This is a genomic window from Schinkia azotoformans LMG 9581 (assembly GCF_000307855.1).
Taxonomy (GTDB): Bacteria; Bacillota; Bacilli; order Bacillales; family Bacillaceae_J; genus Schinkia; species Schinkia azotoformans.
In genome coordinates this window covers 92,692-111,332 of record NZ_AJLR01000033.1, presented here as the reverse complement: position 1 = coordinate 111,332, position 18,641 = coordinate 92,692, and the positions used below count along the sequence as shown (strand labels likewise).

Annotated in this window: 15 protein-coding genes; 10 read left to right on the top strand and 5 right to left on the bottom strand. The window is 37.0% G+C overall.

Features of this window, described 5'->3' with window-relative positions:
* Window positions 1-260: 260 nt before the first annotated feature.
* Window positions 261-1,232, top strand: coding sequence for an MBL fold metallo-hydrolase (locus tag BAZO_RS02210; protein ID WP_003329604.1), 972 nt, complete (start codon window positions 261-263; stop codon window positions 1,230-1,232).
* A 99-nt stretch (window positions 1,233-1,331) separates the two neighbouring features.
* Window positions 1,332-1,853: a YfiT family bacillithiol transferase gene (locus BAZO_RS02205; RefSeq protein WP_003329603.1), complete on the top strand. Its 522-nt coding sequence runs from the start codon at window positions 1,332-1,334 to the stop codon at window positions 1,851-1,853.
* Window positions 1,854-1,932: 79 nt separating this feature from the next.
* Here the strand turns inward: BAZO_RS02205 and pepT are convergent, their stop codons facing one another.
* On the bottom strand, window positions 1,933-3,159 hold the full coding sequence (gene pepT / locus BAZO_RS02200; RefSeq protein WP_003329602.1) for a peptidase T: 1,227 nt from the start codon (window positions 3,157-3,159) through the stop codon (window positions 1,933-1,935).
* A 150-nt stretch (window positions 3,160-3,309) separates the two neighbouring features.
* Here pepT and BAZO_RS02195 point away from each other — a divergent pair, with 150 nt between their 5' ends.
* Complete coding sequence (locus BAZO_RS02195; protein ID WP_003329601.1) at window positions 3,310-4,569, top strand: LysM peptidoglycan-binding domain-containing protein; 1,260 nt, start codon at window positions 3,310-3,312, stop codon at window positions 4,567-4,569.
* Window positions 4,570-4,576: 7 nt separating this feature from the next.
* On the opposite strand, the gene BAZO_RS02190 is transcribed toward BAZO_RS02195, so the two are convergent.
* A complete protein-coding gene (locus tag BAZO_RS02190; RefSeq protein ID WP_003329600.1) occupies window positions 4,577-4,771 on the bottom strand; it encodes a hypothetical protein in 195 nt (64 codons plus the stop codon).
* A 240-nt stretch (window positions 4,772-5,011) separates the two neighbouring features.
* Here BAZO_RS02190 and hfq point away from each other — a divergent pair, with 240 nt between their 5' ends.
* Window positions 5,012-5,212: an RNA chaperone Hfq gene (gene hfq / locus BAZO_RS02185; RefSeq protein WP_003329599.1), complete on the top strand. Its 201-nt coding sequence runs from the start codon at window positions 5,012-5,014 to the stop codon at window positions 5,210-5,212.
* A gap of 60 nt (window positions 5,213-5,272) precedes the next feature.
* On the opposite strand, the gene BAZO_RS02180 is transcribed toward hfq, so the two are convergent.
* Complete coding sequence (locus BAZO_RS02180; protein WP_003329598.1) at window positions 5,273-7,087, bottom strand: FAD-dependent oxidoreductase; 1,815 nt, start codon at window positions 7,085-7,087, stop codon at window positions 5,273-5,275.
* Window positions 7,088-7,290: 203 nt separating this feature from the next.
* On the opposite strand from BAZO_RS02180, the gene BAZO_RS02175 reads away from it, so the two are divergent.
* Window positions 7,291-9,036: an FAD-dependent oxidoreductase gene (locus BAZO_RS02175; RefSeq protein ID WP_003329597.1), complete on the top strand. Its 1,746-nt coding sequence runs from the start codon at window positions 7,291-7,293 to the stop codon at window positions 9,034-9,036.
* 51 nt (window positions 9,037-9,087) lie between these two features.
* On the opposite strand, the gene BAZO_RS02170 is transcribed toward BAZO_RS02175, so the two are convergent.
* Window positions 9,088-10,614 carry a glycoside hydrolase family 26 protein gene (locus BAZO_RS02170; protein ID WP_003329596.1) on the bottom strand — a complete coding sequence of 509 codons (1,527 nt, stop codon included), beginning with the start codon at window positions 10,612-10,614 and terminating at the stop codon, window positions 9,088-9,090.
* A gap of 96 nt (window positions 10,615-10,710) precedes the next feature.
* A complete protein-coding gene (plsY, locus tag BAZO_RS02165) occupies window positions 10,711-11,313 on the bottom strand; it encodes a glycerol-3-phosphate 1-O-acyltransferase PlsY (protein WP_003329595.1) in 603 nt (200 codons plus the stop codon).
* Window positions 11,314-11,457: 144 nt separating this feature from the next.
* Here plsY and BAZO_RS02160 point away from each other — a divergent pair, with 144 nt between their 5' ends.
* From BAZO_RS02160 to BAZO_RS02140, 5 genes are all read left to right on the top strand, one after another.
* Complete coding sequence (locus BAZO_RS02160) at window positions 11,458-11,877, top strand: CoA-binding protein (RefSeq protein ID WP_003329594.1); 420 nt, start codon at window positions 11,458-11,460, stop codon at window positions 11,875-11,877.
* 240 nt (window positions 11,878-12,117) lie between these two features.
* A complete protein-coding gene (gene parE / locus BAZO_RS02155) occupies window positions 12,118-14,082 on the top strand; it encodes a DNA topoisomerase IV subunit B (RefSeq protein WP_003329592.1) in 1,965 nt (654 codons plus the stop codon).
* Between the two features lie 27 nt (window positions 14,083-14,109).
* Window positions 14,110-16,524: a DNA topoisomerase IV subunit A gene (gene parC, locus BAZO_RS02150; RefSeq protein ID WP_039956913.1), complete on the top strand. Its 2,415-nt coding sequence runs from the start codon at window positions 14,110-14,112 to the stop codon at window positions 16,522-16,524.
* Between the two features lie 160 nt (window positions 16,525-16,684).
* Window positions 16,685-17,302: a TetR/AcrR family transcriptional regulator gene (locus tag BAZO_RS02145; protein WP_407697185.1), complete on the top strand. Its 618-nt coding sequence runs from the start codon at window positions 16,685-16,687 to the stop codon at window positions 17,300-17,302.
* A gap of 140 nt (window positions 17,303-17,442) precedes the next feature.
* Window positions 17,443-18,585 (top strand): acyl-CoA dehydrogenase, encoded by a 1,143-nt coding sequence (locus BAZO_RS02140; RefSeq protein WP_003329589.1) that lies wholly within the window; start codon window positions 17,443-17,445, stop codon window positions 18,583-18,585.
* Window positions 18,586-18,641 lie beyond the last annotated feature (56 nt).

The window sequence follows — 18,641 nt, the reverse complement described above, 5'->3', positions numbered from 1 at the left end:
AGGTTTCCCTACTTTATTGTGTTCATTGAATCCAATAATATGTAAAAAAGGGTAAAAGGTAACAGACTTTTTTGCTTTTTTTAAGCATTGTTTTTTACATGTATTGAAAACTTTTGGTAAAATAAAGAAACACTTAAAGTGATTTTTTCCATATGTGTAATAATACAGTAGGTGTAGCAATGTAAAAAGGGGTCAGAGGACTATCCCCGTGGTCTAACCGTGGTGGTGCGTTCCTGTGCCCTGTTAAAGGATGTGATTTTATGGAGCCTATTAAAGCAGGGAATTTGACGATCTATCCAATTATTCTTGACGTTGATCATAAATTAAAAAGCTTTAATTCTTATTTAGTTGAGGATGGACATTCATTAAGTTTAATAGATGCTGGAATGAATAAAGATGAATATTGGAATTTATTCACAAACACACTTCATACGTTTGGGTTTGAGGTCAGAGATCTGACAGGAATTTTACTTACACATCATCATTTTGATCATATTGGGTTAGTTAATCGAATTACGGATGAAGTTGCAATCCCGGTTTATGCCCACAAAAAAGCAATCCCACGGTTAAAACGTGACCCTGAATTTATGCAGCAAAGAGTTGATTTTTATACGAAACTATATGAAGAAATGGGCTGCGGGGAAGCCGGCAGCAAGCAGATTGATTACTTACTAAATGCTATTGAAAAGCATAAACATACTGCCATAAAAGCAGAAATTATGCCTCTAGATAAACAGATTCATGGTTTTCATGTGATTGAAGTTCCCGGACATTCTCCGGATCAAGTTGCCTTTTATAATGAAAAAGCCAAGGTATTGTTTGGCGGCGATGTACTAATTGATCATATTTCAAGTAACGCATTAATAGAGCCCGATGAAAGGGGAGAACGAATCCTTTCATTAATTCAACAAATGGACTCACTGAAAAAATGTTCACAGCTTTCGCTTGATTATGTTTTTTCAGGCCATGGTGAGATGATCGATAATCATAAAAATCTAATTGAAACAAGATTGGACAATGTTGAAATAAAAGCGTCTAAGCTTCTTACGCTTATTAAAGACGGGGCTTCAACAGCCAGTGAAATTGCTCAGCAATACTATAAAAAAATATATGAACTTCAATTCCCGTTAGTAATGTCGGAGATTATTGGACATTTAGACTTCTTAGAAGTAAATCGTAAAGTAAGAACAGAGAAGGTCGATGGTGTTTGGCGTTACTATTCTTATGAGTAATCGGAATATTGGGCACATCAATTCAGTCTTTATCTCCTTTTTGGTATAGTAAAACTGTGATAATAGGGAAAATTCGTTTTTTAAAAGGGGGAAGGTTACATGGATGTAAGATGTCCAATTGGAAAATTTGAATTTGATGGGAAGATCACAAGTAATGTTCTTAATACTTGGATAAGCGATCTTGAGCAATTACCATTTTCACTGCGTGAAGCTGTTAAAGATTTAAATGAGGAGCAACTTGATACTACGTATCGGGAAGGGGGCTGGACGATCCGTCAAGTCGTACACCACCTTGCTGACACTGGTATGAATTATTATGTTCGCATTAAACTTGCTCTTACTGAGGAAAACCCAGTAATTAACACCTTCGAAGAGAGTAGATGGGCTGAATTACCGGATAATTACTTACCTGTTGAAGTTTCTTTATCTTTGCTCGAAGCTTTGCATATTCGATTCAGTAACCTTTTACGTAACCTAAGTTCTAATGATTTTGAAAAAATTTATACAAATCCGATATCAGGAGAAATTACGTTGGGGTTTACGATCGGCTTATATTCATGGCATGGAAAACACCATCTTGCCCAAATCACTTCTTTATGCGAGCGAAAAGGCTGGGCCTAAGAAGAGAATTAATATAAAAAATAAAAAGCGTGAGTCTCAGGAAGAATGAAGTGACTTCACGCTTTTTCTTATTTTGCAATTAGGATTTTTGCTCAAAAAGCTTAATGATTTCAATAATTACGTTTGTAGCTTTTTCCATATTATCGACAGAAATATATTCGTATTTTCCATGGTAATTTTCGCCGCCGGTAAAGATATTTGGTGTTGGTAATCCCATAAAGGATAGTTGAGAGCCATCCGTACCGCCGCGAATTGGTTTAACGATCGGCTTGATACCGAGTTTTTCCATCGCCTCATAAGCAATATCAACGATTTCTTTAACAGGTTCAATCTTTTCCTTCATATTATAATATTGGTCTTTCATTTCTAAAATAATATTATCCTCACCGTGCACTGCTTTCAGATCTTGAACAATTTTTTCTAGTTTCACTTTTCTATTTTGAAACTTGTTTCTATCAAAATCGCGGATGATATAGTACAGTTTCGTTTGTTCAACATTACCCTCAAATGAAAGAAGATGATAAAACCCTTCATACCCTTCGGTAAACTCAGGTGCTTCCTCGGCTGGAAGTCTGCGGTTCAATTCCATTGCGATTTTCATTGAATTGACCATTTTCCCTTTAGCCGTACCGGGGTGGATGTTCTTCCCTTTAATTGTAATTTTCGCCGCTGCAGCATTAAAACTTTCATATTCAAGTTCACCAAGTGGCCCACCATCGACTGTGTAGGCATATTTGGCATCAAAGGCTGCAACGTCAAATTTATGTGGGCCACGTCCGATTTCTTCATCCGGTGTAAAAGCAACTCTGACTCTGCCATGCTTTATTTCAGGATGGTGTAAAAGAAAGTTCATCGCTGTCATAATTTCAGCAATCCCAGCTTTATCATCTGCACCAAGTAAAGTGGTTCCGTCAGTCGTTATTAGGGTGTGTCCTTTGTATGCATTTAACGATGGAAAATCTTTTGGAGAAAGTACAACGCTCTCATTTAACTGAATAATATCTCCTGTGTAATTTTCTAAAATTTGTGGGTTAATATTTTTACCGGTAAAATCTGTAGCCGTATCAACATGAGCCAAAAAGCCAATAGTTGGTACATCTTTATCTGTATTGGCAGGAAGTGTAGCCATCACATAGCCATTTCCATCAATTGTAACTTCCTCCATTCCAATGCTTTTTAGCTCATCGACAAGCATATTCGCTAGCGTAAGCTGTCCGGGTGTAGAGGGGCATGCATCATTAGCATCATTAGATTGAGTATCGATTCTCACATAGGTAGTGAACCGATCAATGATTTCCTTTTTCAAATGAATCTCATCTCCTTTATTGATTGCAGGTTTATTTTACCACTTTTTGTTGGAAACTATCACTTGCTATGATTTATTATAAAGAACATAATATTAAGCCTCCTACCATAAATATAATAATAATGACATAAAATGGGAAGGTGAAATATAGTGGCTATCCATACTGTGCAAAAAGGAGACTCTTTATGGGCGATAGCAAAACTATATAATACATCCATTCAATCTATTATGGAAATCAATGGATTGGAATCATCCACCAACATTGTGCCAGGATTAGCTCTCTATATTCCTGATGAACAACTGCACATTCGATTATATAAAATAAAAGCTGGAGATACCTTATGGTCAATAGCAATAAGGTACAATACAACAGCTTATAATATAATAAGTGCAAACCCGCAAATTGACCCGAATCGTCTATCCATTGGACAAATAATCACAATTCCCTCTCCAAACAAAGCAAAAATCCAAACCCTCGGATTTCTAGTCCCTCAATCTTTAAAAGCCTTGGAGGTAATAAATAAAACAGCCAACAGTCTTACTTATATCGCCATTGTAGCCTATTCTTTTCTTCAGGAAGGATGGGCATACAGGGTATTGGATGATGCTCCGTATATTCAACGTGCTAAACAATTGGGGATTAAGCCTTTATTGATGATACGTAATATAACCTCAGAGGGATTTAGTGCAGAACTTGCGGGAGCTGTTTTAGCTAATGCGACACTGCGTAGACGTTTGATTGACAGTATTGTTAATTTAACGAATCAAGCAGGGTATGCTGGGGTTAGTATTGATTTTGAATTTATCCCGCCACCACAAAGATATGATTTTGTGACATTTTTGAAGGATTTAAAACAGGCACTTGAAAGTAAAATACTTCATGTTAATGTACATGCCAAAACTGAAGATGTTCCAACTAATCGCATTATAGGTGCTTATGACTATTTAGAGATTGGCAATGTTGCCGATATAGTGGCTGTGATGACAATGGATTATGGGTATCCAACCGGTCCTCCAAATCCAATAGCTCCTTTATGGTGGATGGAGCAAGTTGTACAGTATTCAGTCGGGCTTATAGACCCAAGAAAGATGCAAATTGCTTTACCGTTATATGGCTACGATTGGAAGGTTCCCGAGAATATTACAACTGCATTATCAGCCAACGCCGCTCAGAACTTTGCAATATCTGTTGGTGCGGAAATAAATTATGACATTTTGGCTGCTTCTCCATATTTTGGCTATCAGAGTATTGATCAACATGTCGTTTGGTTTGTGGATATAAGAGGGTATACTCAAAGGTATCAATTAGTCGATCTTTATAAACTTTTGGGTGTTACTTTTTGGCAATTACAATTTGATTTCCCCCAAAATTGGGCATTTCTCAAGCAGGAAATTACGGTAATTAAATAGTCAAAAGCTATATCGGATAATCCCAATAGCCGCTATCAATTTGGTCTTTCATTTTAATAATATATTGCCTTAATTTTAAATCAAGCTCTTCTTTTTCAAGTTCATCAATCGTTAACTCAATCATCATTCCTCGCTTAAAATCAAAAATAACAATCTTTCTTTGACTACCATACCTGCTCGTATACAAAAGTTTGTAATTCATAAAAAACCTCCAATAGGAACATTAGTTCCTTTTGTTACGATTATACAGAACGTATGTTTTAATTGCAAATCAATTTAAGAAATTATAAATAAATTATAGATAAAAAAAGGATTTTGAATTTTTCCATAGAATAGAAAAGTAATAAGGGAAGTATTTAAAAGCGCTGATTTGTAAATACCTGTAATAGATAAAAATATGTAGCAATAAAAACACAAATTTAAGCATAAGGGGTTTATGTAGATGACAACTAGTAAATTTGATTTACAAACTAGATTTTTGAATGAAATTATTGAAAGTGGGCGTGTTGTAACAATTTATACAACGAACGGTGTCCCATTAAAATGCAAGATCATTGGCCATGATAATTTTACCATTCTGATTGATTCTAAGGGGCAACAGCAAATGCTGGGTAAAGGAGCCATTAGTACAATTGTAAAATAATGATAACCAACAAAAAGAGAGTCGCTTATTACATAAAAGCGACTCTTTTTTTGTTACTTCTTATATCCAACCAAATAACTTTCCGACGATAATATACATTTCCTCACGGGTAAGGGAATCTTTATCCTTCCATTTCAATATTTCTTCCTTGTAGGAATCATTAAAATCTTTAATGGGTAGTCCATTTATAATGGTTTCAATTTCCCCAGTAGTTAGGTTAATCATTTCATTTGACTTAAAATAATGATTTAAATATTGGATGTTCTCTTCATATTTTGGATTGCTATTACGCATCACAAGATAGGTGTGTAATAGCAGGTTCGAAAATGATTTGTTATTCGCTATTTCATTTTCTGACAGGTCATTTGTATATCCACCAAATAGGGCTCGGTGATTTAACAGTTCACGAATGGCAGGGTAATACCATTTATCCTCGTATGGAAATGGAGCATGAAACTTTTTAACTTCAGCTCCTTGCGCCGTTAGTGTTTGTTGGAGTTCTGAGATAATTTTTTTATTCTTAGACATCGTGTGAAAATCCAAGTTATGTTTTATCGCAATAGCACTTGCAGCCCCTGCACCTTCTCCCGTCGCCATACCTGTTGGAACGATTCGAACAGAGCCTTGGGCAAGTGAAGAATAACCACCTGAACGACCAACGACAAGCAGGTTTGTTATTTTTTGTGGGACCAAGCTTCTAAAAGGGATACCGTATTGTGTAGGATTTACTACGATAGCACCAGCATCACCGACGGATGTCGATTGAATGTCCGATGGGTAACCGCCGTATGCAATCGTATCCCAATGGTATTTGTTTTCCCATAGATCACTGACTGGCAGTTGATAAAGTGAATTGATATGTCGAGTCTCGCGAATATATAGTTCACTTGGGTAAGAAGCAATTTTTGCATTCTCAAATCCTGGGAAGTTTACCTTTAACCATTCAAGGATATGTTTAGTCTCTTCTTTCCCTCTTTCAATTCCCTCTTGGATGGATTCTTTGGATAATCCATCTACACCAAAAATTTGTAAAGCATTAATATAATAGCCCTCATCATTTTTAATTAAATTAAATCCACGAAGCCTCATATTTAGATCCTGTGGTTCATATACCTCACGGAGTTTTGAAAACCCCCAGGCCGCTTCCTTAGTTACTTCCGCAGAGCCAAACGTTTCTTTTTTAGCTACTTCCTTAATTTTACTCCAGTCAACATCTACAAAATGAATCATTAATGTTGTTGCCATTAACCGCCCGTTTTGTCCGACATCAGCTGCTCCGATGAAATGTGGAACACCACTGAGAAAGGCGACGTCTGCATCTTGGGTGGCATCAATGTAATTCTTCGCTTGGAGTGTATATGTTTTATTGTTTTTTAGAACAGTAAGGCCTGTAATCTCGCCTTGATCATTTACTTCAATATTTTTTACTTCAGTGTTAAGCAACATCGATAAATTTTCCTGGTTATAAACCATATTTAAAAATGCATTTTTAGCATCATGAATTTCAAATGATTTCTTTTTCCCTACCATCCGATGCCATTCATCGAAAATACCACTACTTAACACTTTATTATCTATTCCATGGGGGAAATCAAGAACATTCATTTTACCATACGTAAAGAGTCCACCAAGCCCGTCACGTTCTTCGATTAGCAGAGTACTAACTCCATTTCTTGCAGCAGATAGGGCAGCGGCAACTCCTTCTGGTTCGCCACCAATAACGATAACGTCAAAATTGTTAATTATCTTTTCTTCATTTAATAGGCTAAGGTCTATTTTGTCCTTTGCCTCTACATCAGGGTTTTTCATAGCCGGGATACAGCCGGTTAAAAATAGTAAAAAAAGAATTGAAAATATTATGTACATTTTTTTCATTAGCACTTACCTCATTAAACATTTTTTTAATCATACCATTAATCCGAAAGGGATGAAAGGATACCAACTATTAACAGACGATTGAAAACCCGATAAAGTTTCAAAATCTAGTTACAAATTCTAGTTAATTTAATCAAAGTAATATGGTAGTATTTTGATAGATAACCATTTTTATAATATTTTTCTAAAAAAAGGAGAGAGAAATGAAGGTTAAATTTTTATTAATTTTTGCATTACTTATTTCTAGTTTTTCAAGTTTTGGCCTAATGATGGCTGATGCTGCCAACGGGCAACCGGACTATGATGTTATTGTAATTGGAGGGGAACCGGAAGGTGTTGCTGCTGCCCTATCATCAGCAAGAAGTGGCGCTAAAACCCTATTAATCGAAGAACGGAATGGTTTAGGTGGTTTATTTACATTCGGTATGATGAATTTTCTTGATTTTCCGAAAGATAAAAGCGGAAAAATGGCAACGAAGGGAATTTTCCAGGAATGGCATAAAAGGGTTGGCAGTGGCTTGTCCTTTGAACCTGAAAAAGCAAGTGCCGTTTTTCTTAATATGGTCCAGAACCAACCAAATTTAAGTCTAATCTTGAATACAAAGGTTGAAAATGTAACCGTTGAAGATAAGATCATTAAAAGTATTTCAATTAAAACGAATGGTTATAAAAAACAATTAACGGCAAGTACATACATTGATGCAACACAGGATGCCGATTTTGCAGTTTTAAGCGGTGTACCTAGCTTTTTAGGTGCTGCAGATGTTGGCTTCGAAGATAAACAAATGGCTGTAACATTAATGATTCATTTAAATGGATTAGATTGGGATAAAATTAAACAAACTGCAAAAAGCGGGAAATTTGGTTCTGCCCAGGTTACAAATGAGGGAGCATGGGGGTTTTCTAAGCTAAGACAAATCTATAAGCCCGTTGATCCCAATATGCGTCTTCGCGGCTTTAATTTAGCAAAAACGGAGGGTGGCTATTATATCAATGCCTTGCAAATATTTGGGGTGGATGGACTAGATCCATCATCAAGGAAAGAGGGCATTGAACGTGGGAAGAAAGAAATTGGCCATATTTTAGAATGGTTAAAGGTGAATTTTCCAGGTTTCGAAAATGCGAAGATTGCTAGTTTTCCGGAGGAGCTTTATGTAAGGGAAACAAGACATATTAAATCACTATATCAGCTGCCTGTCAGTGATTTATGGGAAAATAAATATCATTGGGATACCATTGCCTATGGTGCCTATCCATCTGATATACAAGCCGTTTCACTAGAAGATCCAGGGGCGGTTATTGTAAACCCAGATAAGTATGGAATTCCATTTAGAAGTCTAGTACCACAGAACGTTAATAATCTACTTGTCGTTGGGCGTTCAGGTGGCTATAGTTCCTTAGCTTCAGGTTCCGTACGCATTGTACCTACCGGCATGGGAACAGGGGAAGCGGCTGGCGCTGCTGCAAATATTGCTGCCCAAAAAGGTCTAACATTTGATCAAATGGCTGCAAACCAAGCTGTTATTAAAGAATTACAAACCGTACTTAAAAAGAAAGGCCAATTGGTAGATCCGTTTACGGCAAAATATCCATATCAAAATGCAGCATATTACCCGGCTATTCGTGAACTATTAAATACAAGGTCACTTTATGGAAACTATGATAATTATGTCGAAGAAGATAAAGTTGCAATGAACCAATCCTTCAGCAACATTTTACGACAGATATTTTTAGTTATGTCACTAGAGGATCCAAAATATAAAGAAAATATTGAATACCTATCTGCCTATAATGAAGTGAACGCTTATGTTCCATTAACATTGGATGAGGTTAATAGAATTCTAGCTAAACTACCGCACCCTATGGCTGAAATCAAAGTCAGCGGTCAAAAACAAATGACAAAGGCAGAAATGTACACAATCTTAATGACACTTTTCAACTGGAACTAGGCAAAAAGGAGGCTACCTAATAATAGGGGCCTCTTTTTATGACTTATAAAGTTAAAATCCCACACTACGATTATTGTATTTCTCAAAGTTTAGTCGAAATATATCCAAAACCGCCTCGTTTTCATCCAAACGGTAAATGCGGGCAGGGTTGCCTTTACTATCCCAGTCTGTACCACTCCACCAAATGGTGACCTTAATTCTAGGGAATTTATCGATATTGCTGAACATATTTTGAATCCACTGGGATTTATCGCCACCAACAGAATTGGAACCAAACTCTGTAATCATAAGCGGTTTTGCTGATAAAGCTGAATATTCATTATAAAGGGACTGATAGAGTGTAAAGAAATTAGTCCATTTTTCACCCGAATAATAAGTACCTGTATTATAAGCTGTTAGCCCAACAATATCGACATATTCGTCACCTGGATAATATAACACAGAATGATTCCAAGCAAAGCCTGGCATTGAATCGTGATTTGGATTCCAGACCCAAAGAACATTATCGATCTCTTCTTTATCAAAAATGTGGTAAATGTATTTCCAAACTTCTTTATAAAGGTCCGTATCTTTAGAAAAATAATAGCTTGAATAAACACACCAGTCGCCGTTCATTTCATTATTTAAGCGGAAAAGAACAGGATGTCCGAATTCTTTAATGTTTTTGGCATATTGATGAAGGTATTCATCATATTTACCATTTAAGATATCATAGAAAATGCTGGAATCATCTATTTTAGAGTGACTCGTTTGTAACGTTAGTTCCAATAACTTTCCTTCATTGTAGGCATTCATAAATTCCTGAACTGGGACTTGTTCATCCAGATCAGAATAACGGATAAGGAAAGAAAATTCATGATTCACTCTTTCTTCAATCTGGTTTAGTTTCGTCATAGTACCTGGAGCGGATGGTTCAAAAATACCCCATGTCAATGAACTGTCCTTTGAAAAATATTGTTGTAAAACTGCTTTTGTTTCTTCGCTTAGCTGCTTTGATTCAGGTGTAGATTGTTTGAAAAGAGGAGAAGGCATGGCTGCAACATTTCCTATTGGCTTCTGTATTTTAAAGCTTTTCACAATGTCCATCTCATTAGAAATAGGCTGTGCCGATTTGATGAATATTGTAAAAACCTCATTCTTATTTTTTATAATTTCAGCAGAGAAATAGTAGTTTTTATCATTTTCAACTTTGGCTAATTTATTACGATGCCATTTCAGAATATGAACTTTTTTTTCAGCTACCTTAGTAGTTTTATTGTATTCAACTAGATGATCTTTTTTATTCGCTATGAAATTATTACTGTAATTTATGTATGTGTTTGCATCATGGACAGTGTTGTAAAAATTATCATAGTAGATTTCGATTTGTGTTTGATCGTCATGGAATAAGGTTCTTATCTGCCCAATACTATCATCAACCTCCATATTGGAAGGATAGTTAAGTTGATAGCCCCTAGCTGAATTGACATATTTTGAATAGGTACTATTGGCAGCATTTGCATCAATAGGTTGTCCATTCATTAGTACTAACAGAAGAATGGACAAAATCGAGTAAAACCATAACTTTGTTTTATGCATGTCATCGCTCCTTTTATTAAAATTTTAAATATGAAATCATTATATCATGCTTAAATCTGATATGCGCCGCAAAAAAAATCGCCCAAGGGAAATTCCTTAAGACGATTTCTTTTTAGACATCCATGTAATTTTTGGTTCGGTTCCATTTATGATTCGGCTAATGTTGGAGCGGTGACGGTAAATGACAAACGATGCTAACAAACTAATGACAATAATCAGCGGTATATCACCTGTAAAAAGACTATAAATAATGCCAATAATACCTGCAATCATAGAAGAAAGGGATACATATTTTGAAATAAACAAACTAACAAAGAAGCTGAGTATAAGAATAATAAATAATAACGGACTATAGGCAAGCAATACACCTGCAGATGTGGCAACCGCTTTTCCACCCTTAAATTTTGCAAAGATTGGATAAGTATGACCGATAACAGCTGCGATTCCTATTAATAGTGGGTGTATCAAATCTTCTTGACCAAAAATTAGCGGAAGACTTGCTGCAAGTGTACCCTTTAAAATATCAGCGCTTGTTACGATGAGGCCGGCTTTTTTGCCTAGTACTCGAAACGTATTCGTACCTCCTAAATTACCGCTGCCATGTTCTCGAATGTCGATACCATAGCCTATTTTGCCAACGATCAAGGCAAATGGAATTGAACCAAGTAAATAAGCTAAAATCACTAGAAAAACTGTCATTCCTAGAAAATCTCCTTCAAGTAAGATTCCTTTATTTTACCACGAGATTCTTAAAATGTAATTAAGCAGTTTTTTTGCATCATGTTGAAATGATTTGGTATTCTGTAAATAGTAGTGGATGATCATTTGATTGGAGTGAACGGAATGACGATCGAAAATCCAAGCCGTGAAGAAATCGGAGAAATTTTAAAAACAAAAAAGAGAATTGCGGTTGTTGGTTTATCTAATAATCAGGAAAAATCTTCGTACATGATATCAAAAGCAATGCAACAGGCGGGATATGAAATAATTCCTGTTAATCCTACAATCGAAGATGCACTTGGTGTGAAGGCATACGATTCCCTAAAGGAAATCGAGGGACATGTAGATATCGTTAATGTTTTTCGTAGACCGGAGCATTTACCTGCTATTGCCAAGGATGCCGTTGAAATTGGGGCTGATGTTTTCTGGGCGCAATCAGGAATTGCAAATGAAGAGGCCTATGAATATTTGAAAGAGCATGGCATGACTGTTATTATGGACCGTTGTATTAAGGTTGAACATGCGATTACAAGAGCAAGGTAAAAAAATAAATCTCTGCAAATTGCAGGGATTTTCTTTTTTCTCTAGAAGATTAGTTGCATAACTATTTTCAATCGCTAAAATAAAATTCATAAGATTTGAGAACGAAAAATGTCAATTTAATGAACGATTTTCATCTTTCTATGAGAAGATATGTTCCTTTGTGTTATGATAAGATGTAACTTCAAAGTGATGTGACGCAAGAGAACTTTGTTTACGGTTGTTTGAAAGGGGTATTTACTATTGACTAATAAATCATTTGACTACAATGATGATGCGATACAGGTACTGGAAGGTCTAGAGGCTGTTCGAAAGCGTCCGGGTATGTATATTGGAAGTACAGATATACGCGGTCTCCATCATCTTGTATATGAAATTGTTGATAATGCTGTCGATGAAGCATTATCGGGTTTTGGAAATTATATCAAGGTAACGATACATAAAGATGATAGTATCAGTGTTGAGGATAAAGGTCGCGGTATGCCGACAGGGATGCATAAAATGGGGAAGCCAACTCCAGAGGTAATCTTAACTGTTCTCCATGCCGGTGGTAAATTCGGACAAGGCGGCTATAAAACAAGCGGCGGCTTACATGGGGTTGGCGCCTCTGTTGTAAATGCTCTATCAGAGTGGTTGGTTGTGACGATTAAGCGGGATGGAAATATTTATCGTCAGCGCTTTGAAAATGGGGGGCATGCTGTCACCACCCTAGAAAAAATTGGGACAACGAAAGAGAGTGGCACAACGATCCATTTTAAGCCAGACACATCTATTTTTAGTACTACTGTCTTTAATTACGATACGTTAAGCGAGCGTTTACGCGAGTCAGCCTTTCTTTTAAAAGGCATGAAAATAACGATTGTTGATGAACGCCATGATGTCCAAGATGTATTCTGCTATGATTCTGGAATCAAAGCATTCGTTGATTTTTTGAATGAAGAAAAGGATGTTTTACATGAGGTCGTTTCGATTGAAGGCGAGCAGCAAGGAATGGAAGTAGAATATGCTTTCCAATTCAATGATGGCTACTCCGAAAATATTTTATCCTTCGTAAACAATGTTCGGACGAAGGACGGGGGTACTCATGAAGTGGGTGCTAAATCGGCAATGACACGCGCCTTTAACGATTTTGCCCGAAAAGTGAACATTCTTAAGGAGAAAGACAAAAACCTTGATGGCAGTGATATTCGTGAAGGTTTAACGGCGATCATTTCTGTTCGAATTCCGGAGGAGAAACTGCAATTTGAAGGACAAACAAAAGGAAAGCTCGGTACAAGTGAAGCCCGTTCTGTTGTTGATTCAATTGTGTCTGAGAAGCTTGCTTATTTTTTAGAGGAAAATCCGGATATCAGTTCACTTCTCATTAAAAAGGCGATTAAAGCAGCGGAAGCTCGTGAAGCCGCAAGAAAAGCACGTGAGGAAGCAAGGGATGGCAAAAAGAAAAAACGGAAAGATGCCATGCTAAGCGGAAAATTAACACCTGCCCAATCCCGCAATCCGGAGAAAAATGAACTGTATCTTGTGGAGGGAGACTCTGCGGGAGGTTCGGCAAAGCAAGGGCGTGACCGCCGTTTCCAAGCCATCCTACCATTACGGGGTAAGGTTATAAATACGGAAAAAGCGAAGCTAGGAGATATTTTTAAAAATGAAGAAATCAACACGATGATTTATGCGATTGGCGGCGGAGTTGGGGCTGATTTTACCATTGGAGACATTAATTATGATAAGGTTATCATTATGACAGATGCCGATACCGATGGAGCTCATATTCAAGTACTGCTTCTCACCTTTTTCTATCGCTACATGAAGCCCTTAATTGAGGAAGGCAAGATATTTATTGCGCTTCCACCTCTTTACAAAGTAAGTAAAGGGACAGGAAAAAAAGAAGTCATTGAATATGCATGGGATGAAAATGAACTAAAGGCAGCTATTAAGAAGGTTGGTAAGGGCTACATCATACAGCGTTATAAAGGGTTGGGTGAAATGAATGCCGATCAACTTTGGGATACAACGATGAACCCTGAAACAAGAACGTTGATTCGGGTAACCATTGAGGATATTGCTCGGGCTGAGCGTCGTGTGACAACCTTGATGGGAGACAAAGTCGAGCCGCGTCGTCGTTGGATTGAATCCAATGTTGCATTTGGACTTGAAGATGATGTAAATATATTAGAAAATAAGAATTTGACAATCGACCGGGGGGAATAAGGTTTGTCGTCTATATTTGAAAAAGTAATGGAATTACCCTTAGAGGATGTAATCGGCGACCGTTTCGGTCGTTATAGTAAATATATCATTCAAGACCGTGCCCTGCCAGATGCAAGGGACGGCTTAAAGCCTGTACAAAGACGGATTTTGTATGCGATGTACCAAGAAGGAAATACAAGTGATAAGCCATTCCGTAAGTCTGCGAAAACAGTTGGTAATGTAATTGGTAACTACCATCCACATGGTGATTCATCTGTTTATGAAGCAATGGTGCGGATGAGTCAGGATTGGAAAGTCCGTAATGTCCTGATTGAAATGCATGGCAATAACGGCAGTGTTGATGGCGATCCACCGGCGGCGATGCGTTATACAGAAGCTCGTCTATCTGCGATCGCCTCAGAACTATTGCGGGATATCGATAAAAATACAGTTGATTTCACACCCAACTTTGATGATTCAATTTTAGAACCGACTGTCTTACCGTCTATGTACCCAAATTTATTGGTGAATGGTTCAACAGGAATTTCAGCCGGTTATGCAACAGATATTCCACCTCATAATCTTAGTGAAGTCATCGATGGCGTCATTATGCGTATCGATAATCCTGCTTGTACAGTTGCAGATTTAATGCAGGTGATAAAAGGACCGGATTTCCCTACAGGCGGTATTATTCAAGGAATTGAAGGAATTCAAAAAGCTTACGAGACTGGGAAAGGTCGAATTGTTGTTCGTGGACGTACCACGATTGAGGATTTACGGGGTGGCAGACAACAAATTATCATTGATGAAATCCCATACGAGGTTAATAAAGCGAACTTAGTTAAAAAAATTGATGAGTTCCGCATTGACCGGAAAATCGAAGGAATTACGGAAGTCAGAGATGAAACGGACCGCACAGGCCTCCGCATTGTGATAGAATTAAAAAAAGATGCTGATGCAGAAGGGATTTTAAATTATTTATTTAAAAATTCCGATTTACAAATTTCCTATAGTTTTAACATGGTTGCGATTCACAATCGCACACCGAAGCAAATTAGCCTCGGACAAATGCTTGATGCTTATATTGATCACCAAAAAGAAGTGGTAACACGCCGTTCCGAGTTCGAGTTAAATAAGGCTAAAGAGCGTCAACATATCGTCGAAGGCTTAATCAAAGCAATCTCTATTCTAGACGAAGTCATTTCGACAATTAGAGCATCTAAGGATAAACGCGATGCAAAAAATAATTTAATCGCTAAATTCCAATTCACAGAAGCTCAAGCAGAAGCGATTGTAACGTTACAGCTTTATCGTTTAACAAATACTGATATTACCGCCCTGCAAAAAGAGGATGAGGAATTATCGAAAAAAATTGATGATCTAACAAGTATTTTGGCTAGTGAGAAAAAGCTCTTTTCTGTAATTAAAAAAGAATTATTACAAGTTAAAAAGGCATTTGCTGATAACCGCCGTACGAAAATTGAAGCGGAAATTGAAGAGATTGTCATTAATCTGGAAGTGCTGATCCCTTCAGAGGATGTTATCGTTACAGTTACAAAAGACGGTTACATCAAACGGACATCAATAAGATCATATACCGCATCCAATGGTAAAGAATTTGGAATGAAGGAAAACGATTTTCTACTTGGTCAATTCGAAATCAATACAACTGATAAACTACTGTTGTTTACAAATAAAGGGAATTATTTGTATTTGCCTGTACATGAAATGCCAGATATACGCTGGAAGGATCTCGGTCAGCATGTCGCTAATATTATTCCAATTGATAAAGACGAAGATTTAGTTAAAGCAATCCCGATTCGGGAATTCACTGAAAATGAATTCTTATTGTTCTTTACAAAGAATGGAATGGTGAAACGTTCGCAATTATCACTCTACCAAGCCCAGCGCTATTCTAAGCCATTGGTCGCAATCAACTTAAAAGATGAGGATGAAGTAGTGGATGTCTATCTAACAGATGGCAGCAAGGATGTATTTATTGGTACACATAATGGTTATGGTTTATGGTTTGCGGAAGAAGAGGTTAGTATTATTGGACAGCGAGCAGCAGGTGTGAAAGGTATTAATTTAAAGGATGAGGACTATGTTGTTAGTGGTTTTATATTTGACCCTACTGAGAAACCAGACTTTGTTTTAATCACACATCGCGGGGCAGCTAAAAGGATGAACCTAAAGGAATTTGAAAAAACATCAAGGGCCAAGCGTGGTGTAGTGATGCTTCGTGAATTGAAGGCAAATCCACATAAAGTAACCGGAATCCTGTCAGCAAGCGAAAATGAAACTGTCTATTTTAAAACTGAAAAAGACTTCATTGAAAGTTTAAATCCAAATGATTTACGTGAAAATGACCGTTACAGCAACGGCTCCTTTGTGATTGATATCGCTGAAAAAGGTGAAGTAAAACAGGTTTGGAAGTCTGCTATTGAAAAACAGTCTGAATAAAGCCCAAATAAAGCAGAGTAAATAATAGCATTGACAATTTTGTTAATGCTATTATTTTTTATCTATAAACAAGTTGTTTTATGTAAAAAAAGTATAAAAATTTTATATTTCTTTATTGAATTTTCTGAATTGTTTTGTTAAACTTACATACAAGGTGGTAATTACTATGTCACAATTAAAGGATAAAATCATCTCCACTGCTTTACAATTGTTTGAAACACATGGGTATCATGGTGTTACAGTAAACCAAATAGTAGAAAAAAGCGAAACTTCAAAAGGTGGATTTTATCATCATTTTAAGTCAAAAGACGAACTACTTTATATGATCCACGACTACTTCATTAGCTATGTTCTAGAAAAAGCAAATGAAGCAATTCAAATTTACACAACACCGACAGAAAGATTGCAAGCTATCATTCAATCATTTGTAAGAGTTTTTGATCTTTACAAGCCTCACATTTCAGTTTTTTATCAAGAAAGCATTTATTTAAAACCAGAATATGAAGAGATTATTAAAAAGAAAAGGGATGATTATCGGGACATCATTTTTCAAGTTATCGAAGAGGGCATTGAAGCTGGTGAATTTCGTCAAAATCTTTCGGTGAAGATAACCGGCATGGCCATATTAGGTATGGTGAACTGGACTTACAAATGGTACCAAGCAGATGGGGAAAAAACAATTGAAGAAATAGCTGAAATTTTTACAGATTTAATTCTGAACTCTTTACTTACGGAGGAAGCAAAGGAAACTCCAGAATATTTGTCCTTTTTATTGTAGGATTCTAAGTACCTACGTTTATTATGCGTAGGACAGACCGTCTGGTCGGTCTCTAAAGAGAAAACTGATAATAGTCAATACATCATGAAATCACATATATAGGTACAACCATTCATATTTTAGAAGAGGAGGCAAATCGAATGAATTTTGAATTATCAAAAGAGCAAGAAATGATTCGAGATATGGTGCGAGCTTTTGCTGAAAAAGAAGTTGCCCCAAAAGCTGAAGAGGTAGACCGCACTGGGGAGTTTCCTTTAGATACATTTAGAAAAATGGGGGAATTAGGGCTTCTGGGGATTCCTTTTCCAGAAAAATATGGTGGTTCCGGAGGGGACACGATTTCTTATGCGATTGCAGTGGAAGAGATTGGAAGAGCTTGCGGTAGTACAGGCTTAAGTTATGCGGCTGCTGTGTCTCTTGGCGCTAGCCCCATTTATTATTTCGGAACAGAAGAACAAAAGAAAAATTATCTAGTTCCACTTGCAAGCGGTCAAACTTTAGGTGCATTCGGCTTAACGGAACCAAATGCAGGCTCAGATGCCGGGGGAACTAGAACAAGAGCGGTTCTCGATGGTGATGAATATGTTATCAACGGTGAAAAATGCTTTATTACCAATGCTGGGTATGCAAAGACAGTAATCGTAACAGCAATTACAGGGAAAGATGAGCGCGGTAAAAATATTATTTCTGCTATTATCGTTCCAACTGATGCGCCAGGATTTACGATCAATAACAATTATGAAAAAATGGGTCTCCGCGGCTCCAATACATCCGAGTTAATCCTTCAAGATGTACGTGTGCCAAAGGAAAACTTATTAGGTGATGCAAAAGCGGGATTTAAACAATTTCTATATACATTGGACGGTGGACGTATTTCGATTGCAGCATTATCTGTAGGAATTGCCCAGGCAGCACTTGATAAAGCATTAAGCTATGCGAAGGAGAGAACACAATTTGGTCAATCCATCTCTAAATTCCAAGCGATTCAATTCAAACTGGCTGATATGGCAATGGAAATTGAACTTGCGCGAAATATGGTTCAAAAGGCTGCTTGGTTAAAAGATAATGGCAAGCCATTTACGAAAGAATCAGCCTATGCCAAATTATTCGCATCAGAAGCCGGCTTTAGAGCCTGCAACCAGGCAATTCAAATTCATGGCGGCTACGGCTACATGCGTGAATACGAAGTAGAGCGTTATTTGCGTGATGTTAAGCTGATGGAAATCGGTGAAGGTACATCTGAAATACAACGTCTCGTAATTGCCCGACAATTAGGTTGTTAAAAAAACGGAAATTACTCACTATTCAAACAAGGCACCTTTGTAAAACATAGATAACC

Coding starts and splice junctions, on each gene's coding strand:
- BAZO_RS02210 (WP_003329604.1), top strand. CDS start 261: ATGGAGCCTATTAAAGCAGGGAATTTGACGATCTATCCAATTATTCTT.
- BAZO_RS02205 (WP_003329603.1), top strand. CDS start 1,332: ATGGATGTAAGATGTCCAATTGGAAAATTTGAATTTGATGGGAAGATC.
- BAZO_RS02190 (WP_003329600.1), bottom strand. CDS start 4,771: ATGAATTACAAACTTTTGTATACGAGCAGGTATGGTAGTCAAAGAAAG.
- hfq (WP_003329599.1), top strand. CDS start 5,012: ATGACAACTAGTAAATTTGATTTACAAACTAGATTTTTGAATGAAATT.
- BAZO_RS02180 (WP_003329598.1), bottom strand. CDS start 7,087: ATGAAAAAAATGTACATAATATTTTCAATTCTTTTTTTACTATTTTTA.
- BAZO_RS02175 (WP_003329597.1), top strand. CDS start 7,291: ATGAAGGTTAAATTTTTATTAATTTTTGCATTACTTATTTCTAGTTTT.
- BAZO_RS02170 (WP_003329596.1), bottom strand. CDS start 10,614: ATGCATAAAACAAAGTTATGGTTTTACTCGATTTTGTCCATTCTTCTG.
- plsY (WP_003329595.1), bottom strand. CDS start 11,313: ATGACAGTTTTTCTAGTGATTTTAGCTTATTTACTTGGTTCAATTCCA.
- BAZO_RS02160 (WP_003329594.1), top strand. CDS start 11,458: ATGACGATCGAAAATCCAAGCCGTGAAGAAATCGGAGAAATTTTAAAA.
- parC (WP_039956913.1), top strand. CDS start 14,110: ATGGAATTACCCTTAGAGGATGTAATCGGCGACCGTTTCGGTCGTTAT.
- BAZO_RS02140 (WP_003329589.1), top strand. CDS start 17,443: ATGAATTTTGAATTATCAAAAGAGCAAGAAATGATTCGAGATATGGTG.